The sequence below is a fragment of the Flavobacterium sp. CG_23.5 genome, from assembly GCF_017875765.1.
GTDB lineage: Bacteria > Bacteroidota > Bacteroidia > Flavobacteriales > Flavobacteriaceae > Flavobacterium.
This window is the reverse complement of record NZ_JAGGNA010000001.1, coordinates 1129338-1149411: the sequence shown is the minus strand read 5'-3', so window position 1 is coordinate 1149411 and position 20074 is coordinate 1129338. Positions and strand designations below refer to the sequence as shown.

Sequence of the window (20074 nt, the reverse complement as noted above, 5' to 3'; positions counted from 1 at the left end):
TTTTGTATTACACTCGAATAATAAAATGTTCTTTAGGCTGCTCTCGTCTAAAGAAAACCAATCCCCATTGAAACGTATCAATGGTTACCGTTACTTTTTGATGATTTTTAATAATTTCCCAGGCTTCTTCCATTTCTGGTGACCAATGAATGTCATCGAAAATCCAAACCGTTTCGTTAGTAATTGTTGGAAGCAATAATTCAAAATAATCTAATGTTGGTTGTTTTTGATGGTTGCCGTCGAAGTAGATTAAGGAAAAGTGTTCAGTGTTCAGATTGTAGTGTTCAGTTTTAGTGTTTAAGGGTAAATTCCACTTTTCTAAATAACTGGTGAATTCAGAAACTACACTATTTATATTCTTGAAATTGAATTTTTTAAATTGTTCTTGAGCAACTTTCGCCGTTTCCGGACAACCTTCAAGTGTGGTTATATTTGCGTTCGTATTACCTAAAGATAGGGCAGCAGTAGCCAATCCTAACGAAGTCCCTATTTCTAAAATCGAGTCAGGCTCGAAATAATTGACTATTCTAAACAATAATTCAGCGCGTTTTCCAGTAATTCCTGCAGTTTTTGCAATCTTGGAGATTTCTCTTTTATTGGATTTGAAAACTTTCGATCCCGCACCAAAATCGGTTACTTCAATACTGTTTTTATTTTCTAAAAGTGAATTTCGATATTCTTTTAAAATAGCATATTCCGGTTTTGGTTTTTTGTCGTAAAAGCATTTGGTTATCAAAGTGAATATAAAAGGAGAATGTACGGCGTGTTCATTCTTAGAATGCCAACGGAATTGTAGGTAGGATTTTATTTGGAATAGCATAGTTTGGATTACACGGAGTTTCACAAAGAAGTACGAAGATACAAACCCATTTTACAAATGTGTGATTTTAAATAAAAAACCACAACAGAATTTGACTCTGATATTATATGTCGAAAAAACAAGTTGCTATTCTTGTTGAATTAAAAACTCAAAATAGTTTTAGAAATGAATCTTTAATATATTAAAATAAATCCGAGTGAGACCCCGTTCTATCTAAGTAAATTGTTTTATTTTGATCGTCTTGTTTCCAGATTAATAGCCAATCTGGTTTAATATGACATTCCCAAAATCCCGAATAGTTACCACTTAAAGTATGTGGCTTATTTTTAGGAGGGAGTTCTCCTTTTACCAACAAAATTTCAACTACATTTTCTAGTAAGTTAAGATTCCAGTTTCTTTTTTTACAAAGTTTTGCATCTTTTTTAAATTGTCCAGAATATTCTAAACAGTAGCTCATTTAGAAAAAATCTGTTGCATCATGTCTTTAGGGCTTTTGGCTTTTGTCAGTCCAATACCTTTATCCGTTTTTGCCATAGATTTTAAAGACACTTCATTTGGTATTTTTGATTTCCCAACATTCTTTTTTGGCATTTCTGTAACTTTTACGCCAAGTTGCAGAGCCAGTTCTTTTAGCAAAGAAATTTTTTTGGCAGAGGTGCTGTCTAATATCAAAGTCATGATTTCTTTTTTTATAATTACAAAGATACAAAAACAACAGCAAAATTAGATTTTGTTGTGGTTTTTGCTTCTCATTGCGATTGTCAAGTTATTACAGTCGTTTAGCGAGGTTTTAAAAAATTATAGGTTATTTGCAAGTTTATCAAACATGCTGTTCCAGCCTTTAATCATATCCCCAGTCATAGCGCTATCATAATAATTGTCCATTGTGACTTTCATAGCAGTCGTTGCTCCTTCAGTTGAAAATTCAAATTCTACGAGAGACTCAATTATTTTATCTCCTTCCATTCCAAAGTAGGATGGAGGTACAGCATTGCCGTCAGCGTCAGAAAATGTATCTAAGTAGGAGAAATAAGTTGGTTCGTTAATTTTTTGGTACGTTCCTCTTCCCCAAAATTCTTTGTCATTGGCATCTTTAAAACAAAATCGGAATAAACCGCCTACTCTCAACTCAACGGACATATAGGAACAAGTCATTGTATCTGGTGACCACCATTTTTTCAACAGTTCGGCTGTTGTAAATTCGTTCCATATTTTTTCAACTGGAGCATTAAATTTTCGTTCAATAATTAGCTTTTCCATTAAGAATATACTTTAAGTTCTATTATTCATTACTTCGAGGTAGGAAGTTTTGAGTGCTAAATTTTAAGGTAAACTAAGGTATGGAAAATAAACTATTCTATTAATTGTTTGAATGTTAATTAATTATGAATATTTCTTAAAAATCACAGCTGTTTAACGCTACGAGTAGAAACTCGCAATAGCGAATGAAGTTTTTACTATTATTTTTTATCTGGTAAAAGTGTGACAAATAGTTTTAAAACAAAATTTCCAAATACAAACCACAAGTAAGCAAAAGCACTAAACATAAAAGTAAAAATAGGGGCAAAGCAAACTAAAACGGCTACTCCTTTTATACCATTAAAGTCTTCATTGTTAAAGTTTACAGGCATAAGACCAAAACTGACTAAGATTACAAACAATATTAAAAAGGGTAAGTAAGCAAATGAAAACGTCACGAAAATTTTCTTAAATATGGAGTTTGGCTTTGCGCTATAGTTAGATAAAGTATTTTTTAGATTCATTGGTTTGTGGTTTAAATTATGACTTTATTGGTTTGGTTCATTGCTTTTTAACTGGAAATAGTTTTGTCATCGTTTGTGTGGGTAAGCGAGAAGATCAATCGCATAATAAATCCTTGATGGATTACAATACGTTACTTTTTGGTATGTAGTTGTTTGCACTTTCAATGTTGTGAAAATTAATAGGACAAATTAATGTTTCTATTTTTCGATGGTAAATATCGGAGTACTCTATCTTAATGGTTAAACCATCTAATATTTTCCGAGTTTTGTTAATGATTTTTTTAAAATCTATCTCACTTTTTTTTCCTTTAATTTTTAAAAGAGTTAGTGTTTTGTCTTTCGCCACAATGGCGTTTTCTGATGATATACTAAAAAAAGAAAAATCGAATTCAACATCATCTTCACAAGGTAAAATTAATTGACTAAACGTATTTGATATAACTTTATTATTCTCGCAAATTTCCATTTTAGTCATAATCATAGGACCTAATCCACAATTTTCAACGATAATTTGAAGGGAATTATCGTTTTTAATAGTAATGATATTTCCTAATGGTCTTGCCAATTCTTGTAGTGTCCATTTATTTCTTTCATCATCATTTTTTACAAGCCTGATCGACAAATAAGTCAATATAATAAGATTTAAAAGAGAAATAAATGAACCAATTACTCCTCCTAAATAATTTGCAAATTGACTCCAATTTTCAGGGTTATTAGACAATCCATTTTGATGAAAATTTGAATAATATGCCCAAATCGTAATTGAAATAAATAATAAACTTGACAGCCACAAAATTATTAAGAGTGTTTTATTTTTCATTTAATATTCTTTTTTATTTCTTTTTTTTAGTTGCGCCTAAAACTTCCTAGTTTTATGAATATTGGATTTTTGTCTGAGCGCTATCAGTTATTATTCTACGAATGTAAACGAAACTATTTTATAAATCTTGAAATCAACAACTTAATTGTGGAATATTTTCCTACTATTAAAAAAAAATAAACCCCCAACACTTTATAGCATTACCGCTAAAAGTGTTGGAGGTTTATATCATTTTTTTTATTCCCCCTTCGGGGGTTACGGGGCTTTTTACCCCTCAATTTTCGCGCTCAATTCAAACCAGCGTTCTTCTTTATCTTCTATTTTGTTGATGATGTTTTCGAGTTCTTTTGCTTTTTTCTCAATTTCATTGTCAGGTACTTTTCCGTCCGAAAATAATTGCTCAATCGCAATTTTTTGAACTTCTAAATCCTTGATTTCTTTTTCTGTTTTCTGGAATTCTTTTTGCTCGTTGAAGGTTAGGTTTCCTGTTGGGTTATTTTGTTTCCAATCTTTCTTCTCGGCTTTGTTTTCCTCTTTTTGCGCTACATCCGTACTGTCTTCGTAGGCTCTGAAATCAGAATAGTTTCCAGGAAAATTTTCAACTACACCATTTCCTCTAAAAATGAATAAGTGATCCACAATTTTATCCATAAAGTAACGGTCATGCGACACCACTAACAAACATCCAGGATAATCCAGAAGGAAGCTTTCCAAAACGTTCAACGTCACAATATCCAAATCATTGGTAGGCTCATCAAGAATCAAAAAGTTTGGATTCTGAATCAAAACCGTACATAAGTACAAACGCTTTAATTCTCCACCGCTCAATCGATCCACAAAATCGTATTGTTTTTTGGCGTCAAAAAGAAAACGCTCCAACAATTGCGAAGCCGAAATCATTCTCCCTTTCATCAACGGAATAAATTCTCCGTATTCCTTAATCACATCAATCACGCGTTGTCCCGGTTTCGGGTTGATCCCGCTTTGGGTATAATAACCTAGTTTTATCGTCTCGCCAATCACGACTTTTCCTCCGTCAAGCGGAATTCCTCCGGTCAATAAATTCAAGAAAGTCGATTTTCCGGTTCCGTTTTTCCCAATGATTCCAATGCGTTCTCCCGGCTGAAAGTCGAAACTGAAATTATCCAAAATCACATGATCCCCGAATTTTTTGGAAATTTTGTGAAGCTCGATTATCTTGCTTCCCATGCGCTCCATATTTATTTCAAGCTCCACCTTGTTTTCGCGACGGCGACTTTGTGCTTTTTCCTTAATGTCATAAAAATCGTCCTGACGCGATTTCGATTTGGTCGTTCTCGCTTTCGGCTGGCGACGCATCCATTCCAATTCTTTTACGAAAAGATTCTGCGCTTTATCCACACTAGAGTTTTCGGAAGCGATGCGTTCCTCTTTTTTCTCTAAATAATACGAATAGTTTCCTTTATAGGAATATAGTTTTCCGTTGTCCAGTTCAATGATTTCATTGCAAACACGCTCCAAGAAGAAACGGTCATGCGTCACCATAAACAGCGTAATATTTTCTTTGGCAAAATAAGTTTCCAGCCATTCGATCATCTCCAAATCCAAGTGATTCGTAGGTTCGTCCAAGATTAATAAATCAGGGCGATTGATTAAAATGATAGCCAGCGACAAACGTTTTTTCTGTCCACCCGAAAGATTCTTCACTTTCAGTTTGAAGTCTTCCAACTTCAATTTGAACAAAATTTGCTTGTATTGCGTCTCAAAATCCCATGCATTATGTTGGTCCATTCCATCAAAAGCTTTTTGGTAGGCTTCTTCATCTTCGGGATTTTCCAATGCTTTTTCGTAGGCTTCAATGACTTTCAATATCTCATTATCTGATGCGAAAATGCTCTCTTCAATAGTCAGTTCTTCCTGCAAATTATTGTTTTGCGACAAAAAAGCCATTTTAATTCCTTTTCTCAAAACGACTTGTCCGGTATCAGATTCATCTAAACCGTTGATGATACTCATAATAGTGGTTTTTCCCGAGCCATTCTTGGCTATAAAGGCGATTTTTTGGTCTTTGTTAATCCCAAAAGAAATATTTTCAAAAAGCGTTCTTTCCCCAAAAGATTTCGAGATATTTTCAACAGATAAGTAATTCACAAGTGTAATTTTTTGCAAAAGTAAGCTATTTAAATGAAGTTGTTGCAATCCTGTGACCGTGAGTGTAAAAAGTATTGATGGAAATGGTTCATTTATAAATATTTGTAGTCATTTATTTATTCATTTTGTTTCAGATTTTTAGTTTCGCAATAAAAAAGCTTTTAAAAGGAACCGAATTAATTTGAGTTGCAAATTAATTTTTTATTATTTTTTTATGAAAATATTTGGTTCTCTTTTTTTAAATAATTTGTAAATTCGAGAATAAAATTAAACAGTCATGATTCCAGAAAAATTAAAAATGAATCTTATCGAACGAATTATAAGCATTGACGATATTAAAATTTTAAAAAGCATTAAAACCTTTTTAGACGATAATAATGTCGTGGGATATGATTTGGTGGGGAATCCTATTTTTGAAAATGAAAACAGTATTGAAAATCAAGAACCATTGCGCTTATTTAGAGAAGGGAATATAGGAACGTACTCAACATTTGAAGTGAACAGTAAAAAACTGGAATGAGATAAATGTTGGAATGGGAATTAATCTTCATAAACACATCCCATTTTGTAAATTGGTTTGATTTAAAATTAAAATTTTGAATCAAACGAATTATTAAAAATCATAATGTTAGATTTGGAGTTTAAAATATTTATCGAAAAATAGTTGATTGTTATTTAAGCTTTTTCGATATAAAGTATAACTCAAAAAATAGAATTTGCAATTATCCGTCATTATTCTCAACTACAACGTTCGCTATTTTTTGGAACTCTGTCTTGTAAGTGTGCAAAGTGCGCTTTCAGACATTGACAGTGAAATTATTGTCGTCGATAATAATTCTCAGGACGGCAGTTGCGAAATGATGAAAATGCGTTTTCCCAATATAAAACTTATTGAAAACGAGTCCAATTTAGGGTTCCCAAAAGGCAATAATATTGGCGTTGCTGTTGCCAAAGGAGAATATATTTGCATTCTAAATCCGGATACTGTTGTTGCTGAAGATACATTTACTAAAGTTTTGGCTTTCGCCCAACGGCAAAAAGATTTAGGAATTGTAGGTGTGAAACTCATCGACGGAACCGGGAATTTTCTGCCCGAAAGCAAAAGAGGTGTCCCAACGCCATTTGTAGCATTTACCAAAGTTCTGGGTTTGTATAAAATAAGTCCCAAATTTGAATGGTTTGGTAAGTACTATGCACAGCATTTATCGGAAAATGAAACTGGAAAAGTCGATATTTTGGTGGGAGCTTTTATGTTTATGAAGCGGAATCTTTATCAAGAAATAGGTGGATTTGATGAGGATTGTTTCATGTATTCAGACGATATTGATTTGTCGTATCGAGTTTTGAAAGAAGGAAAATCGAATTATTATTTCCATGAAACTTCAGTAATACATTATAAAGGGGAAAGCACAATTAAGGACGGGATTTATATAAAACGGTTTCAGGAAGCCATGCAGTTTTTTTATAAAAAGCATTTTAGTACTCGATCCCGAAGTCTCGGGACGGGATCCTTTGTCTTTTCTTTATTTATGAAAACAGGAATTGTATTTTTTTCTTTTGTTAAAATGTTTCAAGGTCGAACCAAAATAAAAACCAAGCCAAAATCTTTTGTTATTTATTCTTCTAATACCGATTTAGCAACTAAACTGGCTTTAATTTTTCAAAAAAAAGTTTCTTTTCATGATTTGAAAACAGAAAAAATGGTAATTTCGTCATGGAATTTAGGTAACACAGGAACTGAAATTCTATTGGACAACGATTTTGTTTCCTTCAAAGAGAGTATCCATTTTATGGAATCATTAAAAAACAAAGGATTAACCTTTAAGATTCTTCCTAAAGGTGCTAATTTTTTAATAGGAAGTGATAATTCCAGAGAAAGAGGAACGGTTGTAAAAATAGAGTGAAAAATTACATTAAATGTAATTTATATTTAAAATATTTAGTAATTTCGCAAACTGAAAACAAAAATCACCTTTTAGGTTAACAATATGGCAAGATTTGAATTAAAACTTCCTAAAATGGGAGAAAGCGTCGCAGAAGCAACCATTACAAACTGGTTAAAAGAAGTTGGAGACAAAATTGAAGCTGATGAAGCGGTACTTGAAATAGCAACTGATAAAGTTGACAGTGAAGTGCCAAGTGAAGTTTCCGGTATTTTGGTTGAGCAATTATTTGGAAAAGATGATTTAGTTCAGGTTGGTCAAACTATTGCAATCATTGAAACCGAAGGTGGTGAGTTGGTCCCAGTTTTAAAACAAGCTGTTGCTCAAGAGGCTGTTGCCGAAGTTGAAAAGACGGTGGAAGCTGCGAAAGAAAGCGTTGCTACTCCAACAAATTTTTCAGATTCTGAAAAATTCTTATCTCCATTAGTGAAAAATATAGCTAAAGAAGAAGGCGTTTCTGTTGCAGAATTAGAAGCGATTTCTGGAACTGGAAAAGAAGGAAGAGTTACTAAAAATGATATATTAGAACACGTAAAAAATAGAAGTAATCAACCTGTTGTTGTTCCTGCAAAAACAGTTGAAACTCCAAAACCTGTTCAAGCTCCAGTTGCTCAAAAAGCAGCTCCGGTTTCCGTAAGCGGTGGCGATGAAGTAATTGAAATGGACAGAATGCGCAAGCTAATTGCGGGTTATATGGTCGCTTCCGTACAAACTTCGGCGCATGTACAATCGTTTATTGAAGTTGATGTAACGAATATTGTAAAATGGAGAGAAAAAAATAAAGTCGCTTTCGAAAAAAGAGAGGGCGAGAAATTAACTTACACTCCTATTTTCATGGAAGCAGTTGCGAAAGCAATTAAAGATTATCCGGGAATGAATATTTCTGTTGATGGCAATTTTATCATCAAAAAGAAAAATATTAATTTAGGTATGGCAGCTTCATTGCCAAACGGTAATCTAATTGTTCCAGTAATAAAAAATGCAGATCAATTAAACTTAGTTGGTATGGCAAAAGCGGTAAACGATTTAGGTGGTCGTGCAAAAGCAGGAAAGTTAAAACCGGACGATACGCAAGGTGGAACTTATACCGTTACTAATGTGGGGACTTTTGGAAGTGTATTTGGTACTCCAATTTTGAATCAGCCGCAAGTTGGGATTTTAGCTCTTGGAGCGATTCGTAAAATGCCAGCGGTTATTGAAACTCCGGAAGGTGATTTCATAGGAATTCGTCAAAAAATGTTCCTATCGCACAGTTATGACCATAGAGTTGTAGATGGTGCGCTGGGAGGAAGTTTTGTCAAACGAGTAGCGGAATACCTAGAAGCATTTGATGTAAACAGAGATTTATAAAAATAAATAATCACGTACAAACCCGACAAATTTTGAAAAAAAATCTGTCGGGTTTTGTTTTTTAAAACTTTTTTATCACTCAAAAAACCTTATTTTTTTGAGTGAAATTAATTTGTCATAATTCGTGAATTTCGTGTTTAAAATTTACATTTGTACTATTATAAAAATATAAAATGGAACTCAAACTTAGTAAACCAATTTGTTTTTTCGACCTGGAAACTACAGGAATTGATATCGGAAAAGATAGAATTGTGGAAATTTCAATATTCAAAGTTTTCCCTAACGGAAACAAAGAAAGCAAAACATGGTTAGTGAATCCAACCATTCCTATTCCTGCACAAACAACCGCGGTTCATGGAATTACAGATGAAAAAGTAGCCAATGAGCCAACATTTATTGAATTAGCTTCGCAGGTTCATGCCATGATTAAAGACAGTGATTTGGCTGGATTTAACTCGGATCGTTTTGATATTCCGTTGTTGGCGGAGGAATTATTGCGTGCTGGAGTAGATTTTGACATGAAAGGAAAAGTTTCGGTAGATGTTCAAACTATCTTTCATAAAATGGAAGAACGCACCTTGTCAGCAGCTTTAAAATTCTATTGTGATAAAGGATTGGAAAATGCACATTCGGCAGAAGCGGATACTATGGCAACTTATGAAATCCTAAAAGCACAATTAGATCGTTATCCGGAATTGGAAAATGACATGAAATTGCTTTCGGAATTTTCAACCAGAAAAAAGATTGCTGATTTTGCAGGGATGATCGCTTTTGATAAAGATAACGAAGAGATTTTCGCATTTGGAAAACACAAAGGAGTGAAAGTTGATAAGGTCTTAGAAACAGAGCCAGGTTATTTTAGTTGGATTCAAAATGCCGATTTTCCTTTGTATACCAAGAAAGTTTTAACGGCAATTAAGCTTAGAAAATTGAATACGAAATAAGGTTCTAAGTATATAATTTTCTGAGGCTCTAAGTTTTTTTCGCTACTTATTTTCTTAGCAACCTTATAGCTTAGTAACTTAGCAACTCAAAACAAATGAAAATAATCTGCATCGGTAGAAATTATACCAACCATATAGAAGAATTACAGAACGAAAGACCAACGGAACCTGTGGTTTTTATGAAACCGGATTCGGCCGTTTTATTGAAGCAGCATCCGTTCGTAATTCCGGAATTTTCGGAAGATGTTCATCACGAAATCGAAATTATTGTAAAAATCAGTAAAGTTGGAAAATATATAGAACCTAAGTTTGCTCATAAATATTATGACGAGATTAGTGTAGGAATCGATTTTACCGCTCGCGATTTGCAAGATAAATTAAAAGCAAAAGGGTTGCCATGGGAAAAATCTAAGGCATTTGACGGTTCGGCAGTTATAGGAGAATTTTTACCGAAAAATAAATTTAATTCGTTAGAAAATCTTACATTTGAATTAACGAACAATAATGAAACGGTACAAAAAAGTAATTCCAGCTTTATGTTATGGAAAATTGACGAACTGATTTCTTATGTTTCTCAGTTTTTTACATTGAAAATTGGCGATATTATTTTCACAGGAACTCCAGAAGGAGTTGCTGCGGTAAAACCGGACGATGTTTTAGAAGGATTTTTAGAAGGACAACAACTCTTTAGAATACAAGTAAAATAATGGCTTTAAAATATAACCTTTCCAAAGTGTACGCACTTTCAGATAACGATCCAGAATTTGTAAATGAAATTCTGACTTTGTTTGTAACCGAAGTTCCAGAAGATTTAATGCAAATCAAAGAAGGAATAAAAAAGAAAGATCATAAACATGCTTATGCTTATGCTCACAAAATCAAACCTACGCTCGATTTGCTAGGTTTGAATGTCGCTTTTGAAGAAATTCTGCAAATTGAAGCTTGGACAAAAGCGGAAGGCAAAAAGAAAGAAATAAAAGAGACTTTTAAAAGCGTCAAGACTCAGATTAACGATGCTATCAAAGAAATCAAGAAAGACTTCGATTTGTAAAATTTGGGCGTGACCCTCCCAAAAGGTCGGGTCGGGCTATCCGTTACAATCTCTCTCGTCTCGTTCTTAAAACGAGACGAGAGAGGATTTTCACTTTTATCCCTCACGCAAAAGCGGAATGTGCTAATTTAGATGTTCCTTTTTAAAATTAAACTCTCAAAAAAAAACTCCTTCAACTTCAAAAAATGAAAGCAACCATAATTACTATAGGTGACGAAATTTTAATAGGACAAATTGTCGATACTAATTCGGGTTTTATTGCAAAATCATTAGATCGAATAGGAGTGGAGATTCACGAAATGATTTCGATAAGTGATAATAAACAAGACATTCTTGATACTTTTGCGAAGCTTCAAAATACGGTAGATTTGGTGATTATTACTGGCGGTCTTGGGCCAACAAAAGATGATATTACCAAAAAAACATTCTGCGACTATTTCGAAGATGAATTAATAGTTAATAAAGAAGTCGAAAGCCACGTGATTGAGTTAATTGAGCGCGTGATGAATAGAAAAGCTTCGCAAGTTAATAAAGACCAAGCTCTTGTGCCATCTAAATGCACGGTGCTTCATAATCAAGTGGGCACAGCGCCCGGTATGTGGATGAAAAAAGAAAACACCGTTTTCATTTCACTTCCAGGAGTACCTTATGAAATGAAGTATTTAGTAGAAAATGAAATCATCCCGAAAGTAGTTCGAGAGTACAAGCGTCCTTATATTATCCATAAAACAATTCTTACCTACGGCCAAGGTGAAAGCCTTGTTGCAGAGCGAATTGAAGATTGGGAAAATAACCTTCCTGAATTTATAAAATTGGCTTATTTGCCTGCTCCGGGAAGGGTTCGTTTGAGACTTTCTGCCCGTGGTACTGACAAAGAAAAGTTAGAAGCGGCTATTGATGAAAATGTAAAAACTTTGGATGCCATCATTCACGATATTATCGTGGGTTTTGATGAAGACGAAACGATTGAAGTTGTTGTAGGTAGAATTCTGGCAAAACAAAATAAAACCATTTCAACGGCCGAAAGTTGTACCGGAGGAAAGATTGCTCAAGTATTAACTTCTGTTGCTGGGTCCTCTCAGTATTTTAAAGGGAGCGTCGTTTCCTATGCGACAGAAACTAAAATCAATGTACTAGGTATACCGGAAAGTCTCATAAAAGAACATTCTGTGGTGAGCCGAGAGGTGGTTTCGGCGATGGCATTGAGCATAAAAAAAATGATGAAAACAGATTACGCAATTGCGACAACTGGAAACGCTGGTCCGTCAAAAGGAGACTCAAATAGGGAACTTGGGACCGTTTTTATTGCATTGGCTACGCCAAATGATATAATTGTTGAAGAATTTAATTTTGGGCAACCACGTGAAAAAGTGATAGATAGAACTGTAATCAAGAGTTTAGAAATATTACAGAAAGAAATTTTGAAAAATGTGCATTAAATATTTTGCATTATAGGTTTATTTTTCTTTTCTTTGCACCCTCGATTTGAATAACGATAAAAGATAGTATAATGTCAAGAGTTTGTGACCTTACAGGTAAAAGAGCGATGGTAGGAAATAACGTTTCTCACGCTATGAACAAAACTAAGAGAAAATTTTCTGTAAACTTAGTTAAAAAGCGTTTTTATCTTCCAGAAGAAGATAGATGGATTACTCTAAGAGTAGCTGCATCTACGATAAAAACAATTAATAAAAATGGAATTGCTGCGGTTTTGAAAAAAGCTCAGTCAGAAGGATTTATCAAATAATCCCTTCCAAAATAAAAAAATAGCAAGATGGCAAAGAAAGGTAATAGAATCCAGGTAATTTTAGAATGTACTGAACACAAGACATCAGGTGTTGCAGGGACTTCAAGATACATCACAACAAAGAACAAAAAAAATACTCCAGACAGATTAGAGATTAAGAAATTTAATCCAATCTTGAAACGTGTAACTGTTCACAAAGAAATTAAATAATTAGAGGTTTTTACTTTTAAAAATTTGAAATAATACATTAATTAGAGATTTTTACTTTTAGAAATTTCAAATAAAAAAATAATTAGTCATGGCAAAGAAAACAGTAGCAACGTTACAGACATCTTCTAAGAGATTATCAAAAGCCATCAAAATGGTGAAATCTCCAGTAACAGGAGCATATACATTCGTAGAATCTATTATGACTCCGGAAGCAGTAGATGAGTTCTTGAAAAAGAAGTAATTTACAATAGCAGTATATAGAAAAGCTACTTTCATTCGGAAGTAGCTTTTTTATTTTCTATATTTACCGTTAGAAAATCGTATTGGCTATTTAAGTCTAAATACTTCATTTTTAATACTATTTATACAATGAGTTTTTTTAAAAGAATATTTTCCCCAGAGAAAAAAGAATCATTAGACAAAGGTCTGGAAAAATCAAAAACTACGTTCTTTTCAAAATTGACTAAAGCGGTTGCTGGAAAGACTAAAGTTGATGATGACGTTTTAGATAATCTGGAAGAAATTCTTGTGGCTTCGGATGTTGGAGTAAACACCACATTAAAAATAATTACTCGAATAGAAAGTCGTGTAGCTGCAGACAAATATCTAGGGATAGATGAACTTAATCAAATCCTTAGAGAAGAAATTGCGAGTTTATTATCTGAAACCAACTCGGGTGAAGCAACTGAATTTGTAATTCCAATTCAAACGAAACCTTATGTTTTAATGGTAGTCGGTGTAAACGGAGTTGGTAAAACAACGACTATCGGAAAGTTGGCATTTCAATTTAAAAAAGCGGGTTACAAAGTAGTTTTGGGTGCTGCAGATACTTTTCGTGCCGCAGCGATTGATCAATTACAAATTTGGGCCGATAGAGTAGGTGTTCCTATTGTAAGACAAAATATGGGAAGTGATCCTGCATCAGTCGCTTTTGATACTTTGCAATCAGCGGTTGCTCAAGATGCCGATATCGTAATTATAGATACTGCCGGTCGTCTGCATAATAAAGTCAATTTGATGAACGAATTAACCAAAGTTAAACGAGTAATGCAAAAAGTGGTAGGTGATGCACCACACGATGTTTTATTAGTTTTGGATGGTTCTACAGGTCAAAACGCTTTCGAGCAAGCCAAGCAATTTACTGCCGCTACCGAAGTGACTTCTCTTGCGGTTACTAAACTAGATGGAACTGCCAAAGGTGGAGTAGTAATTGGTATTTCGGATCAATTTCAGATTCCTGTGAAATACATTGGCGTAGGAGAAGGAATTGAAGATTTGCAGGTTTTTAATAAATACGAATTTGTAGATAGTTTTTTTAAATAATATAATACAATGAATTTTTCTTCTTTTAAAAATATACCAACGATGTATCTTTATTTAGTCAGCATCATTTCTTTTGTTTTGGCTAATCTTGTTAGAGATAAAAACCGCGAACTCTATTACTTTTTGTTAGTATTTGGTTTAATATTCTTTGTTGTTGGAATGATAAAAAGAATAAAAAATAGGTAGTTTATTATTGATACAAAGCATTTATTTTTTGCCATAAAACAGAATCAAAATCTGATAAAGCAAGATTTACATTATCGGCCGCATCGCCCATTCTAATCACTACCATATTTTTGCTGGGAACGACATATATTTTTTGGTCATTTTTACCCAAAGCCATAAACATATCGCTTGGAGCAGTTGGAATGATACTTCCGGGAAACGTTGCTTGTGATTGCGGTAAATGATAAGTGCTTTTTCCGTTTAGCCACCATAAATAGCCGTACCCAAGGTTTATGTTTTGAGAAGTGGTTGTTGCTTCGTTAAAATAGGTTTCGTTTAAAATAACATCATTTTTCCATTTTCCCTTATTGCACATTAACAATCCAAAACGAGCCATACTGCGTGTTGTACTTCCATAAACAGAATTATTTCCTGATTGAAACCAAGCGCCATCCATTCCTATTTTGTCTCTTAATTTGGCATTGAAATAATTTGTCCAGGTTTGTCCCGAAGCTTGTGCAATCACGTCTTGCAATTTTACATATACGTTATGATACGCCCAACGCGTTCCTGCATCGGCTTTGTATTGAAGACTTGCAGGAGAAATAGCATCGCCATTGGCAATATCTTCGATACCGGAAGTCATGGTGAGTAAGTTTTTGCATGTAATTAAGTTTTCTTGTGCTAAAGTCTCACTTGTCCAACCCGTTCCAATATATTGAGAAACTTTATTGTTGATATTTATAAGATTTTCTTGTTGCGCAATTCCTGTAACTGTTGAAGTCAATGTTTTTCCGGCACTTGCCCAATACCAATTAGTCGATGCTGAATGGCCATTGAAATAATTTTCCAATACAATTCTTCCGTTGACAAGAATAATGAAACCCTTTGAATGTTTTAGTTCTAAATAGTCTAAAAGCGGTTGAACGGCAGCTTGTTTCCATCCCAAACTAGCTATGGATTTTGTTTCCCAACTAGTACCTGTTACTGGTGGAAAATAAATTGTTTCTGTTAGTACAGGAGTTGGCTTGGAGTCCGATGTTTCAGAATTGCAGCTGATACATAGGAATAGGATTAGAAAACTATAGATTATTTTTGGCATCTTACGACTGATTTATTTCTAATTAGTTTAAGACCAAAAATATATAAAATAGTTTAATTCGTTTTTACTTTTTTTGTTTTCTTTGAGTTTAATAAGTTTAACTTTGTCTTCGAAACGAAAACTTTATTTTGTTTCGAATTTCCTAGCCCTGATGATCCCGAAGTGTCGGGAGGCATCCTTTTTCTTGAGATTCTGACGAAGGAAGAATGACAAGAAAAAGATATAGTGGACAGCAGGAAATTGCTCCTAAAAATAATAATTATATGAAAAATACCTTTAGAATTTTATTTATTTCACTGTTATTTGTTGCTTGTCAGCAAAAGATAAAACCCGCTGATGTTTCTAAAATTAATGGGTATTGGGAAATCGAAAAAGTAGTTTTTGACCAAGGGAAAGATAAGGATTATGGGATGAATGAAAGTTATGATTTTTTCCAAATAGGCAAGAACAACAGCGGAATGCGGAAGAAAGTTATGCCGCAATTAGATGGTACTTTCTTGGTAAATAACACCTATGAAAATGTAACGGTACGTTTTGCAGCGGATCAAGTTTTTCTGGATTATTCGACTCCGTTTACAAAGTGGAGCGAGGAATTAGTCTCACTTTCGGATGAAGAAATGGTGCTGAAAAACGCGGAGAAAAAGGAATATCATTATAAGAAAACTGGACCAATAAATCTTCTGGGCGATGGCAAAAAGACTAAATAATCAAAGTACGATAGGGGATGTTTTGAAACAAATCATCCAAGTAAACAAACTGCAGCCAGGAATGGACCAGATTGACGTAAAGGATGCTTGGAAAAACCTGATGGGGAACGGTGTTAATAGTTATACCAGAAATGTAGTTTTGAAAGGTTCGACTTTATATGTAGAGTTGACTTCTTCGGTTTTGAGAGAAGAATTAAGTCATGGAAGATCCAAAATTGTCGCGATGATCAACGAAGAATTGCGTCGTGACGTGGTTAAGGACGTAGTTTTGAGATAAAGATTTTTGATTTAAGAATGCAGATTTTTCATTTCAGATTTTAGTAGATATAAAAAATTCCCGTTTCTTTTGGAAACGGGAATTTTTTATGTGATGATTTTTAAATCTGCAATCAAAAATCGTTAATCAACATTCTAAAATCTAGAACTGCTCTCTTCCAGCAAAATGGAAAGCACCTTCGATAGCTGCATTTTCATCGCTATCAGAACCGTGAACTGCATTTTCTCCAATAGAAGTTGCGTATGCTTTACGGATAGTTCCTTCAGCAGCTTCAGCTGGGTTTGTAGCACCAATTAATGTTCTGAAATCTTCAACAGCGTTGTCTTTTTCTAAAATAGCAGCAACAATAGGACCACGAGTCATGAATTCAACTAATTCACCGTAGAATGGTCTTGCAGCGTGAACAGCATAAAATGCTTGTGCATCAGCAACAGTTAATTGAGTTAATTTCAAAGAAACGATTTTGAAACCAGCAGTTGTGATCATTGCTAATATATTTCCGATGTGTCCGTTTTCAACGCCATCAGGCTTAATCATTGTAAAAGTTCTATTAGTAGCCATTTTATTTTCTTTTTTTAAATTTTGTGCAAAAATAGACTTTTTTTTGAATTGAAATTATTAAATCAGCAGTTATGAGGCTTTTATTTGTTATAAGTGCTATTTTTGTTATTTATACTTTAAAAATCAGCTTGTTTTTATAAAATAACCACAAAATGAAAGACCAAATTCCAACATAAATTAAAGCTCCGACCAAGGATGCCAATAAAGGATTATCGAAAAATGGTGCAATCCAAAAAGTATACAGATATTTTTGAAGATTAATTTGTTCTGTTGGTATTTGAGGGTTTTGAAATTGAATCATTCTCAATCCTTGCGGAATAATACCAGAGAAAAAGAATACAACCATTGGATTTACTCCCCAAATTAAAAATAGCTTTGTCCAATTTTTATAATTTGCAACTTCAATTAAATAAAATGAAACGGTTAAACACAGTATTGCCAATCCAGAAGTATATAAAACATAGGAGCTGGTCCAAAGTGATTTGTTGATAGGAAACACGATGTTCCAAAGTAGCCCCAATAATGTAACTGTTAAACCTACTATAGCCATCTTTTTGACAATTTCCAACTTTGGTAAAGAACTGTTGATCAATTGTCCAATAAGTAGCCCGATTATTCCTGAAGCAATTGCGGGAATTGTACTTAATATGCCTTCGGGATCCCAAGTTTTTGAAAAAATCCACATGTGTCCTTCTAATAGTACACTATCTAACCAAGCACCTAAGTTGGTCCCTTTTTCAAAGTTTGCTGCTCCAATTCCCGGAACGGGTACAAAAGCCATTAATCCCCAATACAGCAGCAATAGTGATACTGCGGTTAGAAGTTGTGTTCTTTGATTCGTTTTTAAGTACAAAAGAGAAACAAAAAAATACACAATCCCGATTCGTTGTAATACTCCGGGAATTCTAACTTCTTGATACGCTTCGATACCGCTGTAAGCTAGAAACAATAAGACAACAAAAACAAAAAGTGTCAAATAGGTCTTGATTTTCAGACTGAAATTGCCCAAAAGCGCATAACTTACTCCAATAGTTATTACTAATCGACTCAACAATAATGGAATTCCTTGCAGACCCAAAATTTCTATTTTACCAAAAAAATTAAGAAATAATCCCAAACAAAAAATCCGTAATCCACGTATTGTTATTTTATTAAAAGTAGCGCTGTCAAACTGTTTAGTTGGCATTGCAAAAGATATGGCTACCGCCATTATAAAAATAAAGAAAGGAAAGACCAAATCGGTGGGGGTGCAACCATTCCATTCCGCGTGTTCCAAAGGGGGATAAATCGAAGTCCAACTTCCAGGATTATTTACAATTGTCATAAATAAAATTGTAAATCCTCTAAATGTATCCAGTGAAATTAAACGTTCTTTGGTCATCTTTTTTGGTTGGTTATGGTTAATAGTACTTCGTGTCTTGATGAAAATTTAAGTTTATGGCAATAAAATTATATCGAAATTTTGTTCCAAAGGTTTCAATTGATTAATAATCATTGGAATCAGATTGTCTCCATTTTCTAAATAAAATTCGGAAAAATTTGCTTGACGTTCCTGCAAACTTTGATTTGGAAACAAATCATTTTGTAAATCGGTGATGCGTTGCAAAACATCGCTTAATTTTCTTTTTTGTGCTTTAAGCAAACGTTTTTCCAGATTTTCTAATCCTTTGGTTTGTTTTACTTCTTGTGCTTTTACTGCTCCCATGAATGATTCATCGGTATGATTTGCCATTTCAAAAAGCGCTTCAAATTGTTTTCGTAACTGCTCTTTAATAGGTGTTAAGTCTATTGGAAACTCCGATAATTCTTTGGTTTTACTGTTGATTAAATTGGATTGTTTAGAAAATAGATTAGTCCAATTTAAGTGTAACTTCTCCGCTTTTTTAGCTTGTTTTTCGGTGGCCAGCAGTACTGAGTTTCTTAATAAAAGTATTGGAAAAGTTACTTTTGCAGCATCAAAGAAAGATTTTAGTTCCAGCCAATATGCAATTTCTCCGCCTCCGCCAATGTAACATAAATTGGGTAAAATTACTTCTTGATACAACGGACGCATAATCACATTTGGACTGAATTTCTCCGGATGATTTTCCAGTAATTCTAAAATTTCAGTTTCCGAAAATTCAATCTTGGTGTGGTTTACTTTGTATTTTCCATTTTCAAGAACAATTCGTTCTCGTATATTATCTTCAATATAAAATAAATTTATCTCGCGGGGATTAACTTGAACGGTATACTCTTTTAATTTTTCAGCTGTTTCTAGGACTAATTGATGTGAAGTTTGATGCAATAATTCTTCTTTTGCAAAAGGCATAAAAGCTCGTTTTAAGTCGGAATTATCTGCATCCAGAATTACCAAACCGTATAATCCAAAAAGTGCGTTGGCCAAATATCTTGTAGCATCCGCTAAATTATCGTGATTTAGGTAAGATTCTTTAAATAATTTTTTTATCGCTTCTGCGTTTGTACTGGAACCCAATTCAAGTGCGTATACGTCAAAGAAATCCTCTAAGCCTTTAGTCGATAATCTGCCAACAGGACCGGTGCTTTCGGTGTTCCATCTGAATTTTTTTCCTTTGAAATTGAAATAATTAATCTCTTCAAAATCGTGATCTTCGGTTGCCATCCAATAAATGGGAACAAAATTATAAGAAGGATATTTTGCTTTTAATTCATTCGTTAAATTTATGGTCGAAATAATTTTGTACAAAAAATACAAAGGTCCGCTGAATAAATTTAGCTGGTGGCCCGTTGTTACGGTGAATGTGTTGGGAAGCGCTAAAACTTCGATATTTTGTTTCGTTAAAACAGAAGATGAAATAGAAGCATATTGTTGTTGCAAAGCGGAAACTAAAACGGATCTGTTATGATTGTTGTAGTTTTTTTGTTTTTCGAGGATTTGATTTTCAAAATTTTCTAGTTTGGGAAATCTGTTGTATAAAGAGTGTAAATTACTTTTTTGATCTAAATAATCATTCATCAAAGAAGAAAAATATCCTGAATTTTGATAGCTGATACAGTCGGTTGGCATATTGAAATTTATTTGATGCTAAATTATGAAAAGTAAAGCTATAATTTTTAGTTTAAGAAAGCTTTGTGAAATGCTGAATTTTTATTTTTTATTTTTAATCAATTTCCACTGTTTTTTCAAAGCAGTTTACGTT

24 protein-coding genes are annotated in these 20074 nt (G+C 33.6%); 13 read left to right on the top strand and 11 right to left on the bottom strand.

Annotated features, from left to right (window positions below):
* Nucleotides 1-7: 7 nt before the first annotated feature.
* The 7 genes from H4V97_RS04830 to H4V97_RS04800 form a co-directional block, all read right to left on the bottom strand.
* Nucleotides 8-820, bottom strand: a complete 813-nt coding sequence (locus tag H4V97_RS04830; RefSeq protein WP_209549099.1) for an O-methyltransferase — start codon at nucleotides 818-820, stop codon at nucleotides 8-10.
* A gap of 181 nt (nucleotides 821-1001) precedes the next feature.
* Nucleotides 1002-1277, bottom strand: coding sequence for a type II toxin-antitoxin system YafQ family toxin (locus H4V97_RS04825; protein ID WP_209549098.1), 276 nt, complete (start codon nucleotides 1275-1277; stop codon nucleotides 1002-1004).
* A complete protein-coding gene (locus H4V97_RS04820; protein ID WP_196850911.1) occupies nucleotides 1274-1498 on the bottom strand; it encodes a hypothetical protein in 225 nt (74 codons plus the stop codon). Before H4V97_RS04820 ends, H4V97_RS04825 begins: the two co-directional genes overlap by 4 nt.
* A 120-nt stretch (nucleotides 1499-1618) precedes the next feature.
* The gene (locus H4V97_RS04815) at nucleotides 1619-2080 is read right to left on the bottom strand and encodes an SRPBCC domain-containing protein (RefSeq protein ID WP_209549097.1); all 462 of its coding nucleotides are present in this window, start codon (nucleotides 2078-2080) and stop codon (nucleotides 1619-1621) included.
* Nucleotides 2081-2280: 200 nt separating this feature from the next.
* A complete protein-coding gene (locus H4V97_RS04810; protein ID WP_209549096.1) occupies nucleotides 2281-2583 on the bottom strand; it encodes a hypothetical protein in 303 nt (100 codons plus the stop codon).
* Between the two features lie 121 nt (nucleotides 2584-2704).
* On the bottom strand, nucleotides 2705-3403 hold the full coding sequence (locus H4V97_RS04805) for a hypothetical protein (RefSeq protein ID WP_209549095.1): 699 nt from the start codon (nucleotides 3401-3403) through the stop codon (nucleotides 2705-2707).
* Nucleotides 3404-3670: 267 nt separating this feature from the next.
* On the bottom strand, nucleotides 3671-5533 hold the full coding sequence (locus H4V97_RS04800; protein WP_209550273.1) for an ABC-F family ATP-binding cassette domain-containing protein: 1863 nt from the start codon (nucleotides 5531-5533) through the stop codon (nucleotides 3671-3673).
* A 277-nt stretch (nucleotides 5534-5810) separates the two neighbouring features.
* On the opposite strand from H4V97_RS04800, the gene H4V97_RS04795 reads away from it, so the two are divergent.
* From H4V97_RS04795 to ftsY, 11 genes are all read left to right on the top strand, one after another.
* A complete protein-coding gene (locus H4V97_RS04795; RefSeq protein WP_196850915.1) occupies nucleotides 5811-6053 on the top strand; it encodes a hypothetical protein in 243 nt (80 codons plus the stop codon).
* Nucleotides 6054-6249: 196 nt separating this feature from the next.
* Entirely contained in the window at nucleotides 6250-7437 is a 1188-nt protein-coding gene (locus H4V97_RS04790) for a glycosyltransferase family 2 protein (RefSeq protein WP_209549094.1), read from the top strand.
* Nucleotides 7438-7521: 84 nt separating this feature from the next.
* A complete protein-coding gene (locus H4V97_RS04785; RefSeq protein ID WP_209549093.1) occupies nucleotides 7522-8826 on the top strand; it encodes a dihydrolipoamide acetyltransferase family protein in 1305 nt (434 codons plus the stop codon).
* A 173-nt stretch (nucleotides 8827-8999) separates the two neighbouring features.
* On the top strand, nucleotides 9000-9770 hold the full coding sequence (locus H4V97_RS04780; RefSeq protein ID WP_196850918.1) for a 3'-5' exonuclease: 771 nt from the start codon (nucleotides 9000-9002) through the stop codon (nucleotides 9768-9770).
* 95 nt (nucleotides 9771-9865) lie between these two features.
* The gene (locus H4V97_RS04775) at nucleotides 9866-10477 is read left to right on the top strand and encodes a fumarylacetoacetate hydrolase family protein (protein WP_209549092.1); all 612 of its coding nucleotides are present in this window, start codon (nucleotides 9866-9868) and stop codon (nucleotides 10475-10477) included.
* A complete protein-coding gene (locus H4V97_RS04770) occupies nucleotides 10477-10821 on the top strand; it encodes an Hpt domain-containing protein (RefSeq protein ID WP_196850920.1) in 345 nt (114 codons plus the stop codon). The genes H4V97_RS04775 and H4V97_RS04770 overlap by 1 nt, the downstream gene beginning before the upstream one ends.
* Before the next feature lie 185 nt (nucleotides 10822-11006).
* The gene (locus tag H4V97_RS04765; RefSeq protein WP_209549091.1) at nucleotides 11007-12260 is read left to right on the top strand and encodes a competence/damage-inducible protein A; all 1254 of its coding nucleotides are present in this window, start codon (nucleotides 11007-11009) and stop codon (nucleotides 12258-12260) included.
* A 71-nt stretch (nucleotides 12261-12331) separates the two neighbouring features.
* Nucleotides 12332-12568 carry a 50S ribosomal protein L28 gene (rpmB, locus tag H4V97_RS04760; RefSeq protein WP_024980263.1) on the top strand — a complete coding sequence of 79 codons (237 nt, stop codon included), beginning with the start codon at nucleotides 12332-12334 and terminating at the stop codon, nucleotides 12566-12568.
* Between the two features lie 27 nt (nucleotides 12569-12595).
* Nucleotides 12596-12778, top strand: coding sequence for a 50S ribosomal protein L33 (gene rpmG, locus H4V97_RS04755; RefSeq protein ID WP_017495179.1), 183 nt, complete (start codon nucleotides 12596-12598; stop codon nucleotides 12776-12778).
* An 88-nt stretch (nucleotides 12779-12866) separates the two neighbouring features.
* Entirely contained in the window at nucleotides 12867-13019 is a 153-nt protein-coding gene (locus H4V97_RS04750) for a DUF4295 domain-containing protein (protein ID WP_196850922.1), read from the top strand.
* 128 nt (nucleotides 13020-13147) lie between these two features.
* Nucleotides 13148-14101, top strand: a complete 954-nt coding sequence (gene ftsY / locus H4V97_RS04745; protein WP_196850923.1) for a signal recognition particle-docking protein FtsY — start codon at nucleotides 13148-13150, stop codon at nucleotides 14099-14101.
* Nucleotides 14102-14291: 190 nt separating this feature from the next.
* Here the strand turns inward: ftsY and H4V97_RS04740 are convergent, their stop codons facing one another.
* Nucleotides 14292-15368, bottom strand: a complete 1077-nt coding sequence (locus H4V97_RS04740) for a serine hydrolase domain-containing protein (RefSeq protein ID WP_209549090.1) — start codon at nucleotides 15366-15368, stop codon at nucleotides 14292-14294.
* A gap of 263 nt (nucleotides 15369-15631) precedes the next feature.
* Here H4V97_RS04740 and H4V97_RS04735 point away from each other — a divergent pair, with 263 nt between their 5' ends.
* Nucleotides 15632-16075 (top strand): hypothetical protein, encoded by a 444-nt coding sequence (locus tag H4V97_RS04735; protein ID WP_196850925.1) that lies wholly within the window; start codon nucleotides 15632-15634, stop codon nucleotides 16073-16075.
* On the top strand, nucleotides 16056-16352 hold the full coding sequence (locus tag H4V97_RS04730; protein WP_196850926.1) for a DUF721 domain-containing protein: 297 nt from the start codon (nucleotides 16056-16058) through the stop codon (nucleotides 16350-16352). Before H4V97_RS04735 ends, H4V97_RS04730 begins: the two co-directional genes overlap by 20 nt.
* A 141-nt stretch (nucleotides 16353-16493) precedes the next feature.
* On the opposite strand, the gene H4V97_RS04725 is transcribed toward H4V97_RS04730, so the two are convergent.
* The 3 genes from H4V97_RS04725 to bshC all read right to left on the bottom strand — a co-directional run bounded on the left by H4V97_RS04725 (nucleotide 16494) and on the right by bshC (nucleotide 19941).
* Nucleotides 16494-16913 (bottom strand): nucleoside-diphosphate kinase, encoded by a 420-nt coding sequence (locus H4V97_RS04725; protein ID WP_196850927.1) that lies wholly within the window; start codon nucleotides 16911-16913, stop codon nucleotides 16494-16496.
* 109 nt (nucleotides 16914-17022) lie between these two features.
* Entirely contained in the window at nucleotides 17023-18294 is a 1272-nt protein-coding gene (locus H4V97_RS04720) for an acyltransferase family protein (RefSeq protein ID WP_196850928.1), read from the bottom strand.
* Nucleotides 18295-18348: 54 nt separating this feature from the next.
* Nucleotides 18349-19941: a bacillithiol biosynthesis cysteine-adding enzyme BshC gene (gene bshC / locus H4V97_RS04715; RefSeq protein ID WP_209549089.1), complete on the bottom strand. Its 1593-nt coding sequence runs from the start codon at nucleotides 19939-19941 to the stop codon at nucleotides 18349-18351.
* Nucleotides 19942-20074: the final 133 nt, after the last annotated feature.